Raw genomic sequence first — 16,747 nt, 5'->3', positions numbered from 1 at the left:
CTGCCCAGCGCGGGCAGCGCCGTCACATCCGGCCCTTCCAGGGCACCAGCCGGCGCTCGAGCCACCGCATGAGAAGGTCGAAGAGGTAGGCCACGACGCCGATCACGATGATCCCCATGATCACGATGTCGGTGCGCAGGAAATTGGACGCGTTCAGCACCATCTGCCCCAGACCCATGTTGGCCGCCACCATCTCGGCCGCCACCAGCGTGGTCCAGCCGAAGCCGATGGCGATGCGCATGCCGACCAGGATGTCGGGCAGCGCCGAAGGCAGGATCACGTGACGAATCACCTGCATGTAGCTCGCGCCCATCGAGTACGCGGCGTTGATCTGCTCCTGCGATGCGCTGCGCATGCCCGAGCGGGCGGCCAGCGCCAGCGGCGCAAAGCAGCTCAGAAAGATCAGCAGCACCTTGGGCAGCTCGTCGATGCCGAACCAGATGATGATGAGCGGCAGGTAAGCCAGCGGCGGCAGCGGACGGTAGAACTCGAGCGGCGGGTCGAAGATGCCGCGCGCCCAGCGGCTCATTCCCATCGCGATGCCGACCGGAATGGCCGTCACGCAGGCGAGCAGAAACGCGGAGAACACGCGAAACATGCTCGCCAGGAAATGCTGCCACAGCGGCTTGTCGTTGGCCTGGCCGGTGACATATTCGTAGAACTGCTGGAAGACCGCCTGCGGCGACGGCAGGAACATCGGCTTGATCCAGCCGATGTTGGTGATGAGGGCCCACAGCATCAGCAGCACCAGCACGGTGACCACGCTGATCGTCCCGCTGGCGCCCTGACCCGGCACCTTGAAGGCACTGGTCTTGAGGGTGGGGCCGGTCGTCGGCGCGGCGGGTGCCGAGGGAGGGGTCACGGGTTTCACGGCAACGTGGACGGCGGCGACGGCGTCAGGCATGGGCGGGCTCGCGATCGTGGATGATGGAAAGCACTTCCTCGCGCATGCGGATGAAAGCGGGCTCGGACTTCACCCGGCGCGAGTCGCCGTGCGAGAGAAACTGGCGCGAGAACGGCACATCGTCGTAGACATGCGAGATGCGCCCCGGACTCGGGCTCATCACGACCAGGCGGGTGCCGAGGAACAACGCCTCTTCCACCGAATGGGTGATGAAGAACACCATCTTGTTCGACTTCGCCCAGGCCTTGAGCAGGATCTCCTGCACCTGCTCGCGGGTGAAGGCGTCGAGCGCGCCCATGGGCTCGTCCATCAGCAGGACGGCGGGGTCGCTGGCCAGCGCACGCGCAATGCCCACCCGCTGCTGCATGCCGCCCGAGAGTTCGTAGACGGCGCGGTCGGCGTACTGCGTCAGGCCGACCAGCCCGAGCTTTTCCTCCGCGGTGCGAACCCGCTCGGCACGCCCCACGCCGGCCATGCGCAGGCCGAGCGCCACGTTGTCGCGCACATTGAGCCAGGGCATCAAGGCATGCTTCTGGAACACAACGCCACGGTCGGCCCCGGGCCCCACGACGGGCTTTCCGTCGAGCAGGATCTCGCCGGTGGACGGCGGCAGGAAGCCCGCGATGCTGTTGAGCAGCGTGGTCTTGCCGCACCCTGAAGCGCCGAGCGCGACGACGAAATCGCCGTCCTGCATCCTGAGGTTGACGGGTGCCAGCGCCTGCAGCGTGCCGCCCTTGACCGCGTAGTTGACCGTCAGGTCGCGAATGTCGAGCGTAGGCATGGTGGTCTCCCGTCCGGTCCGCCGCCTACTTGCCCATCGCCTTGTTGACGTAGGTCGTCGTGACGAATGCGCTGTAGTCGGGCTTGACCTCCTGCACCCGGCCCTGTTCCTTCAGGAAGGCGGCCGTGCCGGCCATCGCCTTCGCGGCACCGCCGCCGAGCCAGGTCGGCGACACTTGCTCGGCCATGGTCGGGAAGCTGTAGAGGCTCATCACCGGCAGCACGTCCTTCGGGTCGGCCTTGGTCCACTTGGCCATGGCCTTCACCTGGGCCGAATCGGCAGTCCAGCCCTTGGCCGAGGCCTTGTACTCTTCGTTGGCACGGTTGAGCGCCTTCACGAAGGCGACCATGAAGGACTCGTTGGCGGCGGCCCATTTGGAATTGACGACGATGCCCTCGAAGGTCGGCGCCCCCCGCTTGCCGATGCTGCCCGAGGTGGCGACCGCCTTGCCATTGGTCTTGATCTTCGACAGCACCGGATCCCAGATGAACGTGGCGTCGATATCGCCCCGCTCCCAGGCTGCGGCGATCTCCGGCGGCCGCATGTTCATCACGTTGACGGTCTTGGCGTCCACGCCGTCCATCTTCATCACCGACATGAGCTGGTAGTGCGCGGTCGACACGAACGGCGTGGCGACCTTCTTGCCCGCCAGATCCTTGACGCTGTTGATGTTGCTGCCGTTGCGCGCGACCAGCGCCTCGGCGTCGGCGATATCGGCCGAGATCCAGAACAGCTGGATGTCCTGCCCCTGGCTGGCGGCGGCGGTGAGCGGGCTGGAGCCGGTTTCGCCCATCTGCACGTCACCGGAGGCCATGGCGCGGATCACGTCGCCGCCGCCCGCGAACATGCGCCAGTTGATCTTGTAGCCGGTCGCCTTTTCGACCTCCCCCGACTCCATGACGAGCCGCAGCGGAACCAGCATGTCCTGGTGCGCGAAAGTCAGCTCCTTGGACTGGGCCAGGACCCCGCCGCACAGCGTGGCCGCGGCCAAGGCGACGGCGCATTGAAGTTGGAAGCGCTTGGAACTGTTCATTTGGTTGCTCCTAGAAGTAGGGAGGAATGCATCGCAGGATCACGCAGAAGCACGCGATTGTTGACGCCGCCGGATGCGACTGTGCACGCAACGCACCGGGGTCGGAAGTGCCAGCGTCGCAGCGTGCATGGAGCCAGCAGCTACGGACTTACCCTCGTATGGTGCGCCCCGGTGCCCGCCCGTGCACGCACCTAGGGCCTGTTCACACTATTTCCGGGGTCGCGAAGGCCTGCCAGGACGGGCCAATCAAGGCGCGCGACGCGGCATGTGCGTTGGCACATGCGAGGAGCGCAACGCCGAGTGGCTCGTCCTGGCAGGCCTTCCCTTCGGGTTGCCGGGCGAAGGGGCCGTCTGCGGCGTTGCCCGCGCTTGCAAGGCGATAGCCTTGCTGCGCACGGGCGCCTTGCATCCAGCCCCTTCGCCCGGCAACGCGATCCCCGGAAATAGTGTGAACAGGCCCTAGTGCGCGGCGCCGCCTCAGTGCGCTCGTGTCGTCGGCGCGCGACGCTCGCCGCGCGCCGCGGCGAGCTCCTCCACGGCCTGGCCCAAGGCGCGGATGCCGGCCGGGATCTGCGACGCGGCGATCGAGGAAAGTCGCAGGCGAAACAAGGGGCACGGGTAGGGAGGCTTCGCGAAGAAGACATCGCCCGCCTCGATCAGCACACCGTGGCGACGTGCCATCAGCGCCAGTTCGGCCGCATCCACCCACGCGGGCGCCTGCACCCAGATCGACGCTCCGCCTTGCGGAAGCCGGAAATCGAAATCCGGCAGATGGTTGCGCAAGGCCTCCGCCGCCAGGGCCAGGCGCTCCTGCATCGCGGCATTCACGCGCCGGGCATGCGATTCGTGATGCCCCAGCGACAGAAAGAGCGCATAGGCGTGCTGCAGGAACGCGCTTGGATGGCGCACCATTGCATGCCGGATGGCACGCAATTCGCTGATGAGCGCGCGCGGCGCCACGATGTACCCCAGCCGAAGCGCGGGCGACAGGCTCTTGGACACCGAACCCACGTAGATCACGCGCCCGGTCTTGTCGAGGCTCTTGAGAGCCGGCATGGGCGCGCCTTCGTACAGGTTCTCGGCTTCGTAGTCGTCCTCGATGATGACGAAATCCTGCAACTCGGCCTTGCGCAACAGCCACTGGCGACGCTCCAGGGTCAGCGTCACGGTGGTCGGGCTCTGATGCGACGGCGTGATGAAGAGATAGTCGACCGCGGGCAGCGCATCGACCACCAGACCCTCCTCGTCCACCGCGACTTCCACCCACTTGGGATTGCGCATCGAGAAGCTGTTGCGCGCGTGCGGATGGCCCGGCTCTTCCAGGCCGACGGACGTCCGCTCGTCGAAAAGCGCTTCCGCCAGCAGGTAGTAGGCATGCTGCGCACCGACCGTGACGAGAATTTCCTGTTTCAGCGCGAACACGCCTCGCTTGGGCAGCAAGCGGGTGCGGATCTGCTCGATCAGATCCGGCACGTCGTCCGTTTCGAAGTCCGGCGTCCAGTGCGGCAACTGCGAACGCGCCAGGGTTCGGGCGCAGCATTCGCGGAATGTCTCGGTCGGGAACAGCTGCGGGTCGTAGGTGCCGTAGACGAAGGGGTAGGGGTAGCCGCGCCACTGGTCCGGCTTGGCCAGCGTCGGCTGGTCGACCAACGAGCGCAAGACTCTCGCCGACCATTCCGGCGGTTGCCCGGATTGGCCGCTGCGGCCGATCAGGGGTTCGGCCGCGACCGCCGTGACGGACTTGGCGTTGTGCGCCACGAACACGCCGCTGCGGGGACGGGCTTCGAGAAAACCCTCGTCCATCAACTGGAGGTAGGCCGAAGTCACCGTGTTGCGACTCATGCCGAGCAAATCAGCCAGGACGCGCGATGACGGCAGCGGCGCACCGGAGCCGAGCCGCCCATCGAGGATTGCCTGCACGACGGCTGCCCGCAGTCGCCCTTGCAGGGGCAGTCCGGATTGATCGGACAGCGCAAAGAGCTGCGCCCATTGGGTTGATCGCGAAGAAGACATGCGTGGCGCAGTCTAGGGCTTCTGCGCACCGATATGAAGTGGAAATCTCCGCTGCGTGTCTTTCTGGCTCGGTCGAATCCCTGCATCTGGCCCTACCACCTCTGCGGCCGCCTGCCTACGCTTGCAACATTCAATCAGGAGTCATCGCGTGACCGCTCATTCTTCCCCCGTCACTACCGCCACCCTCGCAGCCTTCAGCGATGCATGGAACAGGCACGACATCGATGCACTCATGAGCTTCATGACGCCGGACTGCATCTTCCAGACCGCCGCCGGACCGGACGCATGCGGCACCCGACACATCGGCACCGAAGCCGTGCGAAAGGCCTTTGCCGCCGCATGGCAGGCCGTGCCGGACGCGCAGTGGCGAGACGGCGTGCACTTCGTGCAGGGCGACTTCGGCACCTCGCAATGGACCTTCACCGGCACGGCAGCCGACGGCAGCCGGATCGAGAGCGACGGCATCGACGTCTTCACCTTCAAGGACGGAAAGATCCATCTCAAGAACGTGTTCCGCAAGGCGCGCCCGAACATTCCCGCCGCCAGGTAGCCGGAACCCTCTCATGACGATCACTGCTCGCGCCTCATTCGTCGCCCCTGGTTCGGTGCCTGCCGCCAAGCCGTACGACCCGCGCTACGACCCGCTGGTTGCGGCCAATCCGGGTGCGGGCCGCGCCTACGCGCCCACGTACTGGGTCGCCAGTGCCGGCACGCCGCCGCAAGACGATGGGCCCGTCGTGCGAGACATCGACGTCGACGTGGCGGTCATCGGCTCCGGTGCGACGGGCATGTCGACGGCGCTCTACCTGGCGCAGGAGCACGGCATTCAAGCCACGGTGCTGGAAGCCAACCAGGCGGCCTGGGGTTGCTCCAGTCGCAGCGGCGGACAGGGCCAGAACGCGAGCGGTCGACTGAAGCGTTCGCAATGGATCGCGCGCTGGGGCCTGGACACCGCCAAGCGGCTCGATATCGAAATACGCTCCGGTTTCGAGAACTTCAAGGATCTGACGACACGGATCGACTGTGACGCCTTCGACGGTGGCCACCTGTTCCTCGCCCACCGGCCTGAGAAGTTGCCKGCTCTGAACGCCGAGGCAGCGCTGATGCGCGACACCTTCGGCTACCGCACCCGCATGATGGGCGCCGAAGAAGTGCGGCGCGACTACTGCGACGAGCGGGAGACCGTCGGTGCCTTGTTCGAGGCCGAAGGCGTCGGCATCCATCCGCTCAAGTTCACCTTCGGCCTGATGCGCAAGGCGCGCGAACTGGGGGTCAAGGTGCACACCTCGAGCCCGGTGCAAGGCTGGGAAACCATCGGCGGCGTTCATCATCTGCGCACGCCGGGCGGTGTCGTCCGCGCGAAGCGGGTCGCCGTCTGCACCGGCGGCTACACCGGCCAGGCGCTGAACCCGATGCTGAAGAACCGGATCATGCCGATCCTCTCGAACTCGGTGGTGACCCGGCCGTTGACCGATGCGGAACTGGCGGCGACGAACTTCAAGTCGCTCACTTTCCTGACCGACACGCGAACGCTGCGCTTCTACTACCGGCTGCTCAAGGACAAGCGCCTGCAGCTCGGCAGCCGCAGTTCGGTGAGCGGCGCCGATGCCGAAGACCCGACGCACCTGAAACTGCTCACCGACGCCATTGCCCGCAAGTTTCCACCCCTGGCAGGCATTCAGATCGACTATTCCTGGTGGGGCTGGGTCGACGTGAGTCACGACATGATGCCGCGCATCACCCAGCCCGAGGACCACAAGACGGTCTGGTATGCCGTGGGCTACGGCGGCAACGGCGTGTCCTTCTCGACGTGGGCGGGCAAGCGCCTGGCAGAGCGGGTGGCAGGCAAGGACGGCGGACGCGAGGTCTTCGAGCTTCCGATCTATGACTCACCGCTGCCCTATCCCAACGTCCTGGGCCTGGTGGAGTCGCCGCTTTTCGCGCCGTTCCGCCGCATGGGCCAGCGCGTTCTCTACAAGTGGTACTGGCTGCGCGACGAGAAGTAGGCATTCAAAGGGGCAAGCGGGCGCCGGCGCGCCCAGCGCCGCCATCGGGGATGGAGGCGATCGGCCAGGCGCCGCATCGCGGGGATCAGGCGGCCGCCGGCGCGGCGGGCCAGCGCAGCATGTGGCCGGTGCGCTTCGCGAAGCGCTCGAGGTCTTCCGGCGTGTCGATGTCGACGCGAAAGCGCTGGTTGTCGGTGTCGAGCCAGAACACCCGCTCGGGGTGCGCCTCGCGCCAGCGGCGGCAGGCGGCATTGGCGTCGCCGGCCAGCCATTCGTCGCGCAAGCCCGCCTCGAAGATGACCGGGTTGCCGGGCTCGCCGGCCACCCGCGGCACCACCATCGACGCCTCCCCGCGCTTCTTGAAGGCGCCGATCAGCGCCGTGATGTCCTGCGCGTTGATCATCGGCTGGTCGGCCAGCGCGACGACGACGGCATCGAGCTTGCCCGTGAGCGCCTGCAGACCGATGCGCACCGACGAGGCCTGGCCGTCGTCCGGCGCCGGATTGCGTGCCAGCGTCACCGGGAAGTCGCGCACCGCGGCCTCGATCGCCTCGGCGTGGTGGCCGAGCACCACGACCACTTCGTCGACACCGGCGCCCGACAGCGCGATCAGCTGCCGCCGGATCAATGGCACGCCGCCGAGTTCGAGCAGCGACTTGGGCCGCCCGCCGAGCCGGCTGCCCGCGCCTGCGGCCAGCAGCACGGCGCCTACCACCAGGCGCGCATAGAGGCCGCCACCCCCCTTGAGAATGCAACCCATGTCAGCCTCCGCAGCAAGGCGCCCTGGCCGGCAGCGCAGCCAACGCCGGGCGAGCAATCATGGCGTCGTCCGCGGCGCGGCCCGCAGGCCGCGTGGCGGCCTGGCGCCGGTTCGACACCACCGCCGCCAGCACCGACAGCGCGATCTCCTCGGGCGTCGATGCCGAGATCGGGTAGCCGGCCGGCGCAACGATCGCGGCCACGGCCGCCGCGTCGGCCCCTGCGGTGATCAGCGAATCCTTCAGCACCTGGGCCTTGCGCGCGCTGGCGACGAAGGACACCTGCCGTGCCTTCAACGAGAGCGCCAGTCCCAGCGCCTGCAGGTCGCGGCGGCCCTGCGTCGCGATGACCACCCAGGCCCCGGCGCCGACCTGCGGCAGCACCGTGGCGGCGTCGTCGCGGTCGATGACCCGGTAGGCGTCGGGATAGTCCGCCGCCTTCGCGCCCTGGGCCACCAGCGTCACCGCGAAGCCGACGCGCGGCCCGAGTTGCACCAGGCTCGCGGCCACCGGCGAGCTGCCGACCACCACCAGCTCGGCGCGCGGCAGCAGCGGATCGACGAACAGCTCCAGCGTGCCGCCGGAGTGGCAGGCCATGCCGAACTCGAGCACGTCGCCGAGCTCGCGCTCGCGGGTCTCCTCGGCCGGCGCAATGCGGATCATCCGCGCCCGGCCGTCAGCCAGCGCCTGGCGCACCGTGCGGATGACGGCCGGCTGTGCGCAGCCGCCGCCGACCCAGCCATTCATCTCGCCGTCGGCGGTGACGATCGCCTTGTCGCCCGGATGCGCGGAGGCAGGCGGCAGCGCCTTCACGACGCTGACCAGCGCGCAGGGCGTGCCGGCCTGCTGCAGCCGGCGCGCGGCCTCGAGGACGGTGTCTGCGTTGCCCATGTCGTTCTCCTTCGTGAGGTCGCCCTGCGAATCAGCGCAGGTGCTTTGCAAGGTCGGCGAGATCGCGCAGGCTGTTGAGCCGCGAAAAGCCGTCGACCAGCATGCGTTGCCCGATCACGGCCTGCATCGACTCCGAGGCAGGCCGCGCGTCGGACGGATGGAACCAGTGCAGCCTGGCGCCGCGTGCCCGCACACGCGCCAGCTCCTCGGCCAGGCGCTGCGGCGGATCGGCATCGAAGCCGTCGGAGAGCACCCAGACGCGCGCGTTGCGCTGCAGTTGGGCGCGCGCATGCACGGCATGGAAGTCCGCCACGCTGGTGGCGATGCGGGTCCCGCCGCCGAAGCCGGCCGTCACGGCATTGACCTTCTCCTGCACCGCGACCGAGTCGCTGCGCAGCAGCGGCGTGACCTCGGCCAGCCGCGTATGGAACACGAACACCCGCGCATTCAAGGCCGCGACGAAGGCGCGCGCGATGCGCAGGAAGAGTTGCGCGTGGGTCTCCATCGACCGGCTGACGTCGACCAGGATGAAGAGCCGCGGCCACTCGCGCCGCGGCGCGCGCCACACCGGATGGATCGGCAGACCGCCGGTGCGCAGGCTGGCGCGCAGCGTGCGCCGCACGTCGAGGCGACGGCCGCGCGCGTCGTCGTGCCAGCGCCGCGTGAGGCGCTTGCGCAGGCGCCGGGCGATCTGCTCGGCCAGGCTCTGCAGCAGCGCGAGGTCCTGCGGCAGCCATTGCGACAGCGAGCGGTCGTGCAGCGCGTCGGTGCGGCTGGCGCCGCCCTGGGCGCGCTGCAGCGCGGCCTCGTCCTCGATCACGGGCGGCGCGTCCAGCGCGGCGTCCGCCGGGCCGGAGCGGGCCGAAGGCGCGGCGCCGTCCATGCGTTCGTGCAGGCTCTGCACCACCTGTTGCAGGCTTCGGCTCGGCCGCGTCTGGCCACCGACCTTGGCACGCCCCTTGACGCGCTGCGGATGCCAAAAGCTGTCGAACAGCTCGGGCCAGCGCTGCCAGTCGCGCGCGTCGTGGCAGGCGATGGCACGCCAGGCCGGATCGAGCCGGGCCGCGCGCTCCAGCGGCAGGCGCAATGCCGCCTGCACGAAGGCCTGCTGCTCGGCGATGCCGACCTTCATGCCATGGTCGCGCAGCAGCGCGGCGAATCCCGCGATGCTTTCGAGCGGGCGTGCGACGGTGTTCATGGACGTGCCGCCGCCGGTTGCGGCGCCTTCTCTGCGACGCCGACCGCGCGCCGCCCTTCGATCAGCTGGCGCAGGCGCTCCTCGCCGAGCTGGAAGCGGTCTTCGCGCGTCTTGACCAGGCAAGCCAGCGTGGCCGCGAGCGCATGCGGATCCTCGGGCAGCGCCTTGAAAGACAGGCGGTGCAGGGCGCGCACCCAGTCGAGCGTCTCGGCCACGCCGGGCGTCTTGGTCAGGTCCTCGCGCCGCAGCCGCTGCACGAAGGCGACCGCCTGTTCGACCAGCGCACCCTCGGCGTGCGGCAGGGTCGTGCGCACGATCGCGATCTCGCGCGCCAGGCTCGGATAGTCGAGGTAGTGGTACAGGCAGCGCCGGCGCAGCGCATCCGACAGCTCGCGCGTGCCGTTGCTGGTCAGCACCACCTGCGGGATGTGCCTCGCACGCAGGGTGCCGAGCTCGGGCACGGTGATCTGGTAGTCGGCCAGCACTTCGAGCAGGAAGGCCTCGAAGGCCTCGTCGGCGCGATCGATCTCGTCGATCAGCAGCACGCAGGGTTGCTCGCTCGAGATGGCCTGCAGCAGCGGCCGCTCCAGCAGGTAGTCGCGCCCGAACAGGTCGGACTCCTTCAGGCCCTGGGCCTGGGTCTCGCCAAGGCGGATCGCGAGCAGCTGGCGACCGTAGTTCCACTCGTAGGCGGCCTGCGACAGGTCCAGCCCTTCGTGGCATTGGAGCCGTACCAGCGCCTGTGCGCGAGCCCGCGCCAGCGCGCCGGCCAGCGCGGTCTTGCCGACGCCTGCGTCGCCCTCGATCAGCAGCGGACGCTCCAGCTCGCCGGCCAGCCACAGCGTGGTCGCGAGGCTCTCGTCGGCGATGTAGCCGGCCCGGTGGAGCGACTCTCGCAGCTCGGCGTCGGTCATGGCGGGCTCAGGCGCGCCTGCCGAACAGACCGGCCACCCAGCCCTTGACCAGGTGCCAGAAGATCGCGAGCGCATTGATCTCGTGGGCCTTGACGGGTACCGACGCAGGCGCGGAGGCGTCCGCCGCCTGCACCGGCGCCGCGGCGGCGGGCTCGACCGCGGGCGCCGCCTGCGGCACCGGCAAGGCCGCCGCCGCCACGCGGAAGTTGTCGACGAACTGCCCGAGCAGCATGTCCGACACCTGCACCATCAGCCGCCCGCCGAACTGCGCGAACTTGCCGTTGACGATGACCTCGGCATGGCCCACCAGCACCGAGGTCTCGGCTGTCTCCCCGGCCTCGATGGTGGCCGTGAGGTTCATCGAGGCCGACGATCCGCTCCGGTCCGAACCCTTGCCCAGCAGTTGCAGGGTCTTGCTCGCCTCGTCGAGCGCGAGCACCTCGATGTCGCCCGCGAAGGCCGCGTTGGCCGGCCCGACCTTGACCTTGACGCTGCCCTTGTAGTGGGTGTCGTCTATCTTCTCGGTGATGGCCGCGCCGGGCATGCAGCCGGCCGTGGCCGGCACATCGGCGAGCAGCTGCCAGGCGCGCCGGGCGTCGACGTCGAGCGGATAGCGTTTGTCGAGTTTGACTTCCATGTGTCTTCGGCCCGGTGCAGCGCCTCAGAGCGCGACGCCGCTTTCCTTGAGTTGCTGCCAGACGCGGTACGCGCTGTGCGGCATGACCATGTGCTTGACGCCGAGGTGCGCGAAGGCGTCGACCACCGCCGAGGTGAAGGTCGGGATCGACCCGACGTGCGGCGATTCGGCCACGCCCTTGGCGCCCAGCGGGTGGTGCGGCGACGGCGTCACGGTGTGGTCGGTCTCCCACCTGGGCGTCTCGACCGCGGTCGGCAGGAAGTAGTCCATCAGCGTGTTGCCCAGCAGGTTGCCCTGGGCATCGAAGGGCATCTGCTGGCCCATCGCAACCGCATAGCCCTCGGTCAGGCCGCCGTGGATCTGGCCCTCGATGATCATCGGGTTGATGCGCGTGCCGCAGTCGTCGAGCGCGTAAAAGCGCCGTACCTTCGTCTCGCCGGTGCCGCGGTCGATGTCGACCACGCACAGGTAGACGCCGAACGGGAAGGTGAAGTTTGGCGGGTCGTAGTAGTGCACCGCTTCCAGCCCCGGTTCGAGCCCCGGCGGCGCCTGGTGATAGGCCGCCCAGGCGATGTCCTTCATCGACTTGAAGCGCGCATCGTCGCCCTTGACCTTGAAGCGGTCGATTTCCCAGTCGAGGTCGTTCTCGCCGACCTCGAGCAGGTGGGCCGCGATCTTGCGCGCCTTGGCATGGATCTTCCGCGAGGCCATCGCGATGGCCGCGCCCGCCACCGGCGTCGAGCGCGAGCCATAGGTGCCGAGCCCGTAGGGCGCGGTGCTGGTGTCGCCCTCCTCGACCTGGATCACTTCCGACGGGATGCCGAGTTCGGTCGCGATGATCTGCGCGTAGGTGGTCTGGTGGCCCTGGCCCTGCGTGATCGTGCCCATCCGCGCGATCGCGCTGCCGGTCGGATGGATGCGGATCTCGCAGCTGTCGAACATGCCGACGCCGAGGATGTCGCACATCTTGCTGGGCCCGGCGCCCACCACTTCGGTGAAGGCGACCAGTCCGATGCCCATCAGGGTCGGACAGGCCGGATCGGCCCGCTTGGCCGCCTGCTCGGCACGCAGCCCCTTGTAGTCGCAGGCGGCCAGCACCTTGTCGAGCGCGGTCTGGTAGTCGCCCGAGTCGTACTCGAAGCCGAAGGCCGAGGTGTAGGGGAACTGCTCCTTGCGGATGAAGTTCTTCGCGCGGATCTCGGCCTTGTCCATGCCGAGCCGCTGCGCCAGGATGTCGACCATGCGCTCGATCACATAGACCGCCTCGGTCACGCGGAACGAGCAGCGGTAGGCCACGCCGCCGGGCGCCTTGTTGGTGTAGACGCCTTTCACGCTGCACCAGGCCGCCGGGATGTCGTAGGAGCCCGAGCAGATGTGGAACATGCCCGCCGGGTACTTGGTCGGATCGGCGCAGGCGTCGAAGGCGCCGTGGTCGGCGACCACCTCGACGCGCAGGCCGAGGATCTTGCCGTCGGCCGTCGCGGCGATCTCGCCGTCCATGTGGTAGTCGCGGGCAAAGGCCGTGCTCGAGATGTTCTCGATCCGGTCCTCGATCCACTTCACCGGCTTGCCGAGCACGATGCTGGCAACGATGGCGCACACGTAGCCCGGGTACACGCCGACCTTGTTGCCGAAGCCGCCGCCGATGTCGGGCGAGACGATCCGCACCTTCGACTCCGGGATGCCCGACAGCAGCGACACCACGGTGCGCACCACGTGCGGCGCCTGCGAGGTCATCCAGGTCGTGAGCTCGCCGCGGATCGGATCGAACGAGGCCACGCAGCCGCAGGTCTCGAGCGGGCACGGATGCACGCGCGGATAGAAGATGCGCTCCTTCACCGTGACCGGCGCGGCGTCGAAGGCGGCGTCGGCGGCGGCCTTGTCGCCCGCCTCCCAGGTGAAGATGTGGTTCGGATGGTCGCGCTTGCCGTGCGCGCCCTCGGTCTTGCCGGCCAGGTCTTCGCGCAGCACCGGCGCATCGGGCGCCAGCGCGGCGTAAGGGTCGAGCACCACCGGCAACTCGTCGTACTCGACGATCACCGCCTCGACGCCGTCGGCGGCCGCGTAGCGGTCCTCGGCGATCACGACCGCGACTTCCTGCATCTGGAAGTGCACCTTCTCGTCGGCCAGCACGGCCTGCACGTCGCCGGCCAGGGTCGGCATCCAGTGCAGCTTGAGCGGCTTCAGGTCTTCGGCCGTGAGCACCGCGATCACGCCGGGCACCTTGAGCGCCTCGGACTTGTCGATCTTCCTGATGCGCGCATGGGCGACCGGCGAACGCACGATGTCCATGTGCAGCATGCCGGGCATCTGGATGTCGTCGACGTAGTGGCCCTTGCCCTGGATGAAGCGGGCATCCTCCTTGCGCAGACGGCTGTCGCCCATGCCCTGCAGTGCGGCCGTGCGTTCGAGCAGTTCGGGGTGGATCGGGGCGTTCATGCGGCCACCTTTTCAGTTTGCTGCAGCTTCGCCGCCGCATACAAAACGGCCTTCACGATGTTCTGGTAGCCGGTGCAGCGGCACAGGTTGCCGCCGATGCCGGCACGCACTTCCTCTTCGGTCGGATTCGGGTTCTCCTGCAGGAAGCGGTAGCTGCGCATCAGCATGCCGGGCGTGCAGAAGCCGCATTGCAGGCCGTGCTCCTTGTAGAAGCCTTCCTGCACCGCGTGCAGCAGCGGGCCCTGGGCCAGGCCCTCGACGGTCAGCACTTCCGAACCGTCGCACTGGATCGCCAGGTGGGTGCAGCTCTTGACCGACTGGCCGTCGAGATCGACGGTGCAGGCGCCGCAATGGCTGGTCTCGCAGCCGATGTGTGCGCCGGTCAGGTGGCAGTCCTCGCGCAGGAAATGGATCAGCAGCGTGCGCGGCTCGACCGCCTTTTCCACGCGCTTGCCGTTGATGGTGAGACTGATGATCTGCTTGCCCATGGGTCGGCTCCTCGTTGTACTTATTTGCAGCGCGACAGTGCCAGGCGCAGCGCGCGCTGCACCATCTGTCCGGCCATCGCGGTCTTGTAGTCGCGGTCGCCGCGCAGGTCCTCGGCGGGATCGCAGATCGCCATCGCACGCGCGGCGGCATCGGCGATCGCGGCATCGGTCAGCGGCTTGCCGAGCAGCGCGGCTTCGGCGTCGGTGGCCCGCAGGGCCGTCGGCGCCAGGTTGGTCAGGGCAATGCGGATGTGGCTCACGTTGCCGCCATCGATCCGCAGCACCACCGCCGCGGCCGCGGTGGCCCAGTCGCCGGTCTTGCGCTTGAGCTTCTGGTAGGCGTAGCCGGTGCCGGGCGCGAAGGCCGGCATGCGGATCGCGGTCATCACCTCGTCCTCGGCCATGTCGGTCATGTAGGTGCCCTGGAAGAAGCCGTCGGCAGCGACCTGGCGCGTGCCGCCCGGCCCTTCGAGCACGAACACGGCGTCCAGCGCGATCGACAGCGCCGGGTGGTCGTTGCCGGGGTCGCCATGCGCGATGTCGCCGCCGATGGTGCCGCGGTTGCGCACCTGCGGGTCGCCGATCTGCCTGGCGGCCTCGGGCAGCAGCGGCAGCTTCTGCTGCAGCAGCGCCGAGCGGATCAAGTCGTTCTCGACGGTCATCGCACCGATGACGATCGTCCCGCCCTCCTCGCGGATGCCGCGCAGGCTCTCGATGCGATTCAGGTCGATCAGGTGCGCCGGCTGCGCGAAGCGAAGCTTCATCATCGGCAGCAGGCTGTGGCCGCCGGCCAGCAGCTTGGCGTCGCCGCCGTACTGCCCGAGCAGGGCGATCGCGTCGCCGACCGAGCGGGGCGCGTGATAGTCGAATCCGGATGGGATCATTGTTCTTGTCTCCAGTCGAAGGGGTCGCCTGCAGAACTTAGAACGAGACGCGTCCGCCGGACGGGCCGGACGCACGAACGACCGCTTCGGACGCACGAATTGCAGCGCTGCGCGCATGAACGGCGTGCACCGGATCGCCGCTTCGGGTTATCCCCAATCCGCGGCGTGGCGCGCGGCCGGTCAGTTTCTCATCGTGTCGGCCTCGCCGATGCCGAGCTGTTCGAGCAGTCCGGCCACGCTGGTGCGCGCCACCGGCAGCGCAGTGGGTTCGCCGCGCAGCTTCAGACTGACCTTGCCTTCATCGCGCAGGATCTGCTCGGCGAAATCGAGGTTCGCGAGATAGCTGCGATGAATGCGAAAGAAGGACGCACCGTCGAGCCGCTCCGCCAGGTCGCTGATGTTGAGATTGCAGAAGCTCGAACCCTGTGCCGTGCTGACCCAGGTGTAGTGCCCTTCCGAGCGGATGTACGTCACCGCCTCGACGTCGACCAGCACGATGCGGTTCTGCGAAACGGTCGGGATCTTGTGCAGCTGCCGCTTGGCGGGCGGGGGGTTCTCCGCGGTGAGGCTCGCCGGCGTCATCGCGAGCGCCGGCTCCTTGTCGCTCACCTGGTCGGTGATGTCGTAGAAGATCAGCGTGTAGCCGGTGGTGTCGCCGCGCAGGTCGGACAGCTTGGTCACCTTGATCAGCAACACCCGTTCCGGGATGTTGATGATCATGGTCATCGGCGGCGGGTTGCTGACCGGGCACTCGGCCTGGTCGAGCAGGAACTTCACCTTGGCCACGGAGCGCTCGGGGTGGAACGACAGCACCACCTTCTCGAACGGCTGCTTGTCCTCGACCGGCAGCAGCCGCCGGGCCAGGCTGTTCATGGCGATGACCCGAAGCTCGCTGTCGAGCTGGACCACGCCGGGATCGAATCGTTCCAACAGATAGAGCGGGCTGCGCACGGGCATCTGAGTCTCCAGCGGCGTGTGGTCCGCCCTGGCACGATTGGATCACTGTTTGGTGCACGACGCATTGGAATCCCAGCCGACCGGCGAAGAGGCCTCAGGGCGAGGTCACCAGGATCGCGGTGGCCTGGCTCGAAAAAAGGACGCCGCCGTGGCCGTGCACCAGCGCGCGCTTTCCAAACACTTTGTGGCGGCTGAAACGCACCGATTCCACGAGCAACCGCTGGTGGGTGGTCCACGTCCGGTCCCAAGGCGTAGAGTGTCTGGGTTGGACTTCCTGTGCGCCTCTCAAGGCAAGCGTGACCTCACGTCAGGCATACGCGGCATGAAGGAAGTCCGGGCCCAGCGGCGAACCACCGCTGGGCCTCGTGACTTGCCACCGGGCGCTGGCGGGAGTTGACCTTTGGCCGGGGCGGCTCGGAACGAGAAGAAACACCGGAGGCTCGCCATGCCCATGGACTATCTGCGCACGATCGAGAACGCGGAATTTCCGTTGGTCGTCACCGACATCAAGGACATCGGGTGCGTCGCGATCCTCAAGACGGCCGGCCTCGTGGAAGCGATGGTTCCTCTCCCGTATCGAGACAAGGACGGCACCTCCGTTCAAGAGCCGGCAATCATCTCCGAGATCACCCAGAAAGGGCGCGAGGAACTGGCGCAACTCGGCGACAGGCCGCCGCTTCCGTAGTTGCCTGCCTCCGGAATCCGCGCCGGAGCCATCCCCGTTCGAAGCGGTCGTCGAACGGTCGTCGGGGCTCGGGCGCGGCGTGCTTCATCGGTCAGACGGTCACGCAGCAAATCCTCCATGTGCGCATGCGTGACACCGAAGGCCAGTGCGAGCCTGACC

Annotated in this window: 16 protein-coding genes; 3 read left to right on the top strand and 13 right to left on the bottom strand. The window is 68.2% G+C overall.

Features of this window, described 5'->3' with window-relative positions; translation table 11 throughout:
- Positions 1-22 precede the first annotated feature (22 nt).
- The 4 genes from AB4Z46_RS10400 to pdxR form a co-directional block, all read right to left on the bottom strand.
- The gene (locus tag AB4Z46_RS10400; protein WP_442283411.1) at positions 23-904 is read right to left on the bottom strand and encodes an ABC transporter permease subunit; all 882 of its coding nucleotides are present in this window, start codon (positions 902-904) and stop codon (positions 23-25) included.
- The gene (locus AB4Z46_RS10395; RefSeq protein ID WP_442283410.1) at positions 897-1,685 is read right to left on the bottom strand and encodes a taurine ABC transporter ATP-binding protein; all 789 of its coding nucleotides are present in this window, start codon (positions 1,683-1,685) and stop codon (positions 897-899) included. Before AB4Z46_RS10395 ends, AB4Z46_RS10400 begins: the two co-directional genes overlap by 8 nt.
- 25 nt (positions 1,686-1,710) lie before the next feature.
- On the bottom strand, positions 1,711-2,718 hold the full coding sequence (gene tauA / locus AB4Z46_RS10390; RefSeq protein WP_442283409.1) for a taurine ABC transporter substrate-binding protein: 1,008 nt from the start codon (positions 2,716-2,718) through the stop codon (positions 1,711-1,713).
- 477 nt (positions 2,719-3,195) lie between these two features.
- Positions 3,196-4,731, bottom strand: a complete 1,536-nt coding sequence (gene pdxR, locus AB4Z46_RS10385; RefSeq protein ID WP_442283408.1) for a MocR-like pyridoxine biosynthesis transcription factor PdxR — start codon at positions 4,729-4,731, stop codon at positions 3,196-3,198.
- 148 nt (positions 4,732-4,879) lie between these two features.
- On the opposite strand from pdxR, the gene AB4Z46_RS10380 reads away from it, so the two are divergent.
- Positions 4,880-5,281 (top strand): nuclear transport factor 2 family protein, encoded by a 402-nt coding sequence (locus AB4Z46_RS10380; RefSeq protein ID WP_442283407.1) that lies wholly within the window; start codon positions 4,880-4,882, stop codon positions 5,279-5,281.
- Between the two features lie 13 nt (positions 5,282-5,294).
- Positions 5,295-6,737, top strand: coding sequence for an NAD(P)/FAD-dependent oxidoreductase (locus AB4Z46_RS10375; RefSeq protein WP_442283406.1), 1,443 nt, complete (start codon positions 5,295-5,297; stop codon positions 6,735-6,737).
- Between the two features lie 85 nt (positions 6,738-6,822).
- Here AB4Z46_RS10375 and AB4Z46_RS10370 read toward each other — a convergent pair whose 3' ends face one another.
- The 9 genes from AB4Z46_RS10370 to AB4Z46_RS10330 all read right to left on the bottom strand — a co-directional run bounded on the left by AB4Z46_RS10370 (position 6,823) and on the right by AB4Z46_RS10330 (position 15,903).
- Entirely contained in the window at positions 6,823-7,497 is a 675-nt protein-coding gene (locus AB4Z46_RS10370; protein ID WP_442283405.1) for a nucleotidyltransferase family protein, read from the bottom strand.
- A 1-nt stretch (position 7,498) separates the two neighbouring features.
- Positions 7,499-8,386, bottom strand: coding sequence for an XdhC family protein (locus AB4Z46_RS10365; protein WP_442283404.1), 888 nt, complete (start codon positions 8,384-8,386; stop codon positions 7,499-7,501).
- Between the two features lie 31 nt (positions 8,387-8,417).
- Positions 8,418-9,584: a vWA domain-containing protein gene (locus AB4Z46_RS10360; protein WP_442283403.1), complete on the bottom strand. Its 1,167-nt coding sequence runs from the start codon at positions 9,582-9,584 to the stop codon at positions 8,418-8,420.
- Positions 9,581-10,498, bottom strand: a complete 918-nt coding sequence (locus tag AB4Z46_RS10355; RefSeq protein WP_442283402.1) for an AAA family ATPase — start codon at positions 10,496-10,498, stop codon at positions 9,581-9,583. Before AB4Z46_RS10355 ends, AB4Z46_RS10360 begins: the two co-directional genes overlap by 4 nt.
- Before the next feature lie 7 nt (positions 10,499-10,505).
- Complete coding sequence (locus AB4Z46_RS10350) at positions 10,506-11,135, bottom strand: SRPBCC family protein (protein WP_442283401.1); 630 nt, start codon at positions 11,133-11,135, stop codon at positions 10,506-10,508.
- A 24-nt stretch (positions 11,136-11,159) separates the two neighbouring features.
- Positions 11,160-13,574 (bottom strand): aerobic carbon-monoxide dehydrogenase large subunit, encoded by a 2,415-nt coding sequence (locus AB4Z46_RS10345; protein ID WP_442283400.1) that lies wholly within the window; start codon positions 13,572-13,574, stop codon positions 11,160-11,162.
- Entirely contained in the window at positions 13,571-14,062 is a 492-nt protein-coding gene (locus AB4Z46_RS10340) for a (2Fe-2S)-binding protein (RefSeq protein ID WP_442283399.1), read from the bottom strand. Before AB4Z46_RS10340 ends, AB4Z46_RS10345 begins: the two co-directional genes overlap by 4 nt.
- Before the next feature lie 20 nt (positions 14,063-14,082).
- Complete coding sequence (locus AB4Z46_RS10335) at positions 14,083-14,946, bottom strand: FAD binding domain-containing protein (RefSeq protein WP_442283398.1); 864 nt, start codon at positions 14,944-14,946, stop codon at positions 14,083-14,085.
- 180 nt (positions 14,947-15,126) lie between these two features.
- Positions 15,127-15,903: a LytTR family transcriptional regulator DNA-binding domain-containing protein gene (locus tag AB4Z46_RS10330; protein WP_442283397.1), complete on the bottom strand. Its 777-nt coding sequence runs from the start codon at positions 15,901-15,903 to the stop codon at positions 15,127-15,129.
- A gap of 451 nt (positions 15,904-16,354) precedes the next feature.
- Between AB4Z46_RS10330 and AB4Z46_RS10325 the strand changes: the two genes are divergently transcribed.
- The gene (locus AB4Z46_RS10325) at positions 16,355-16,588 is read left to right on the top strand and encodes a hypothetical protein (protein ID WP_442283396.1); all 234 of its coding nucleotides are present in this window, start codon (positions 16,355-16,357) and stop codon (positions 16,586-16,588) included.
- Positions 16,589-16,747 lie beyond the last annotated feature (159 nt).

The sequence above is a fragment of the Variovorax sp. M-6 genome (assembly GCF_052114385.1).
Taxonomy (GTDB): domain Bacteria; phylum Pseudomonadota; class Gammaproteobacteria; order Burkholderiales; family Burkholderiaceae_C; genus Variovorax.
The sequence above is the reverse complement of the archived record's forward strand: the minus strand, read 5'-3'. Positions and strand labels throughout refer to the sequence as shown.

Excerpts from the sequence above, each read along its gene's own strand:
- AB4Z46_RS10400 (WP_442283411.1), bottom strand. The coding sequence starts at position 904 with ATGCCTGACGCCGTCGCCGCCGTCCACGTTGCCGTGAAACCCGTGACC.
- AB4Z46_RS10395 (WP_442283410.1), bottom strand. The coding sequence starts at position 1,685 with ATGCCTACGCTCGACATTCGCGACCTGACGGTCAACTACGCGGTCAAG.
- tauA (WP_442283409.1), bottom strand. The coding sequence starts at position 2,718 with ATGAACAGTTCCAAGCGCTTCCAACTTCAATGCGCCGTCGCCTTGGCC.
- pdxR (WP_442283408.1), bottom strand. The coding sequence starts at position 4,731 with ATGTCTTCTTCGCGATCAACCCAATGGGCGCAGCTCTTTGCGCTGTCC.
- AB4Z46_RS10370 (WP_442283405.1), bottom strand. The coding sequence starts at position 7,497 with ATGGGTTGCATTCTCAAGGGGGGTGGCGGCCTCTATGCGCGCCTGGTG.
- AB4Z46_RS10365 (WP_442283404.1), bottom strand. The coding sequence starts at position 8,386 with ATGGGCAACGCAGACACCGTCCTCGAGGCCGCGCGCCGGCTGCAGCAG.
- AB4Z46_RS10360 (WP_442283403.1), bottom strand. The coding sequence starts at position 9,584 with ATGAACACCGTCGCACGCCCGCTCGAAAGCATCGCGGGATTCGCCGCG.
- AB4Z46_RS10355 (WP_442283402.1), bottom strand. The coding sequence starts at position 10,498 with ATGACCGACGCCGAGCTGCGAGAGTCGCTCCACCGGGCCGGCTACATC.
- AB4Z46_RS10350 (WP_442283401.1), bottom strand. The coding sequence starts at position 11,135 with ATGGAAGTCAAACTCGACAAACGCTATCCGCTCGACGTCGACGCCCGG.
- AB4Z46_RS10345 (WP_442283400.1), bottom strand. The coding sequence starts at position 13,574 with ATGAACGCCCCGATCCACCCCGAACTGCTCGAACGCACGGCCGCACTG.
- AB4Z46_RS10340 (WP_442283399.1), bottom strand. The coding sequence starts at position 14,062 with ATGGGCAAGCAGATCATCAGTCTCACCATCAACGGCAAGCGCGTGGAA.
- AB4Z46_RS10335 (WP_442283398.1), bottom strand. The coding sequence starts at position 14,946 with ATGATCCCATCCGGATTCGACTATCACGCGCCCCGCTCGGTCGGCGAC.
- AB4Z46_RS10330 (WP_442283397.1), bottom strand. The coding sequence starts at position 15,903 with ATGCCCGTGCGCAGCCCGCTCTATCTGTTGGAACGATTCGATCCCGGC.
- AB4Z46_RS10325 (WP_442283396.1), top strand. The coding sequence starts at position 16,355 with ATGGACTATCTGCGCACGATCGAGAACGCGGAATTTCCGTTGGTCGTC.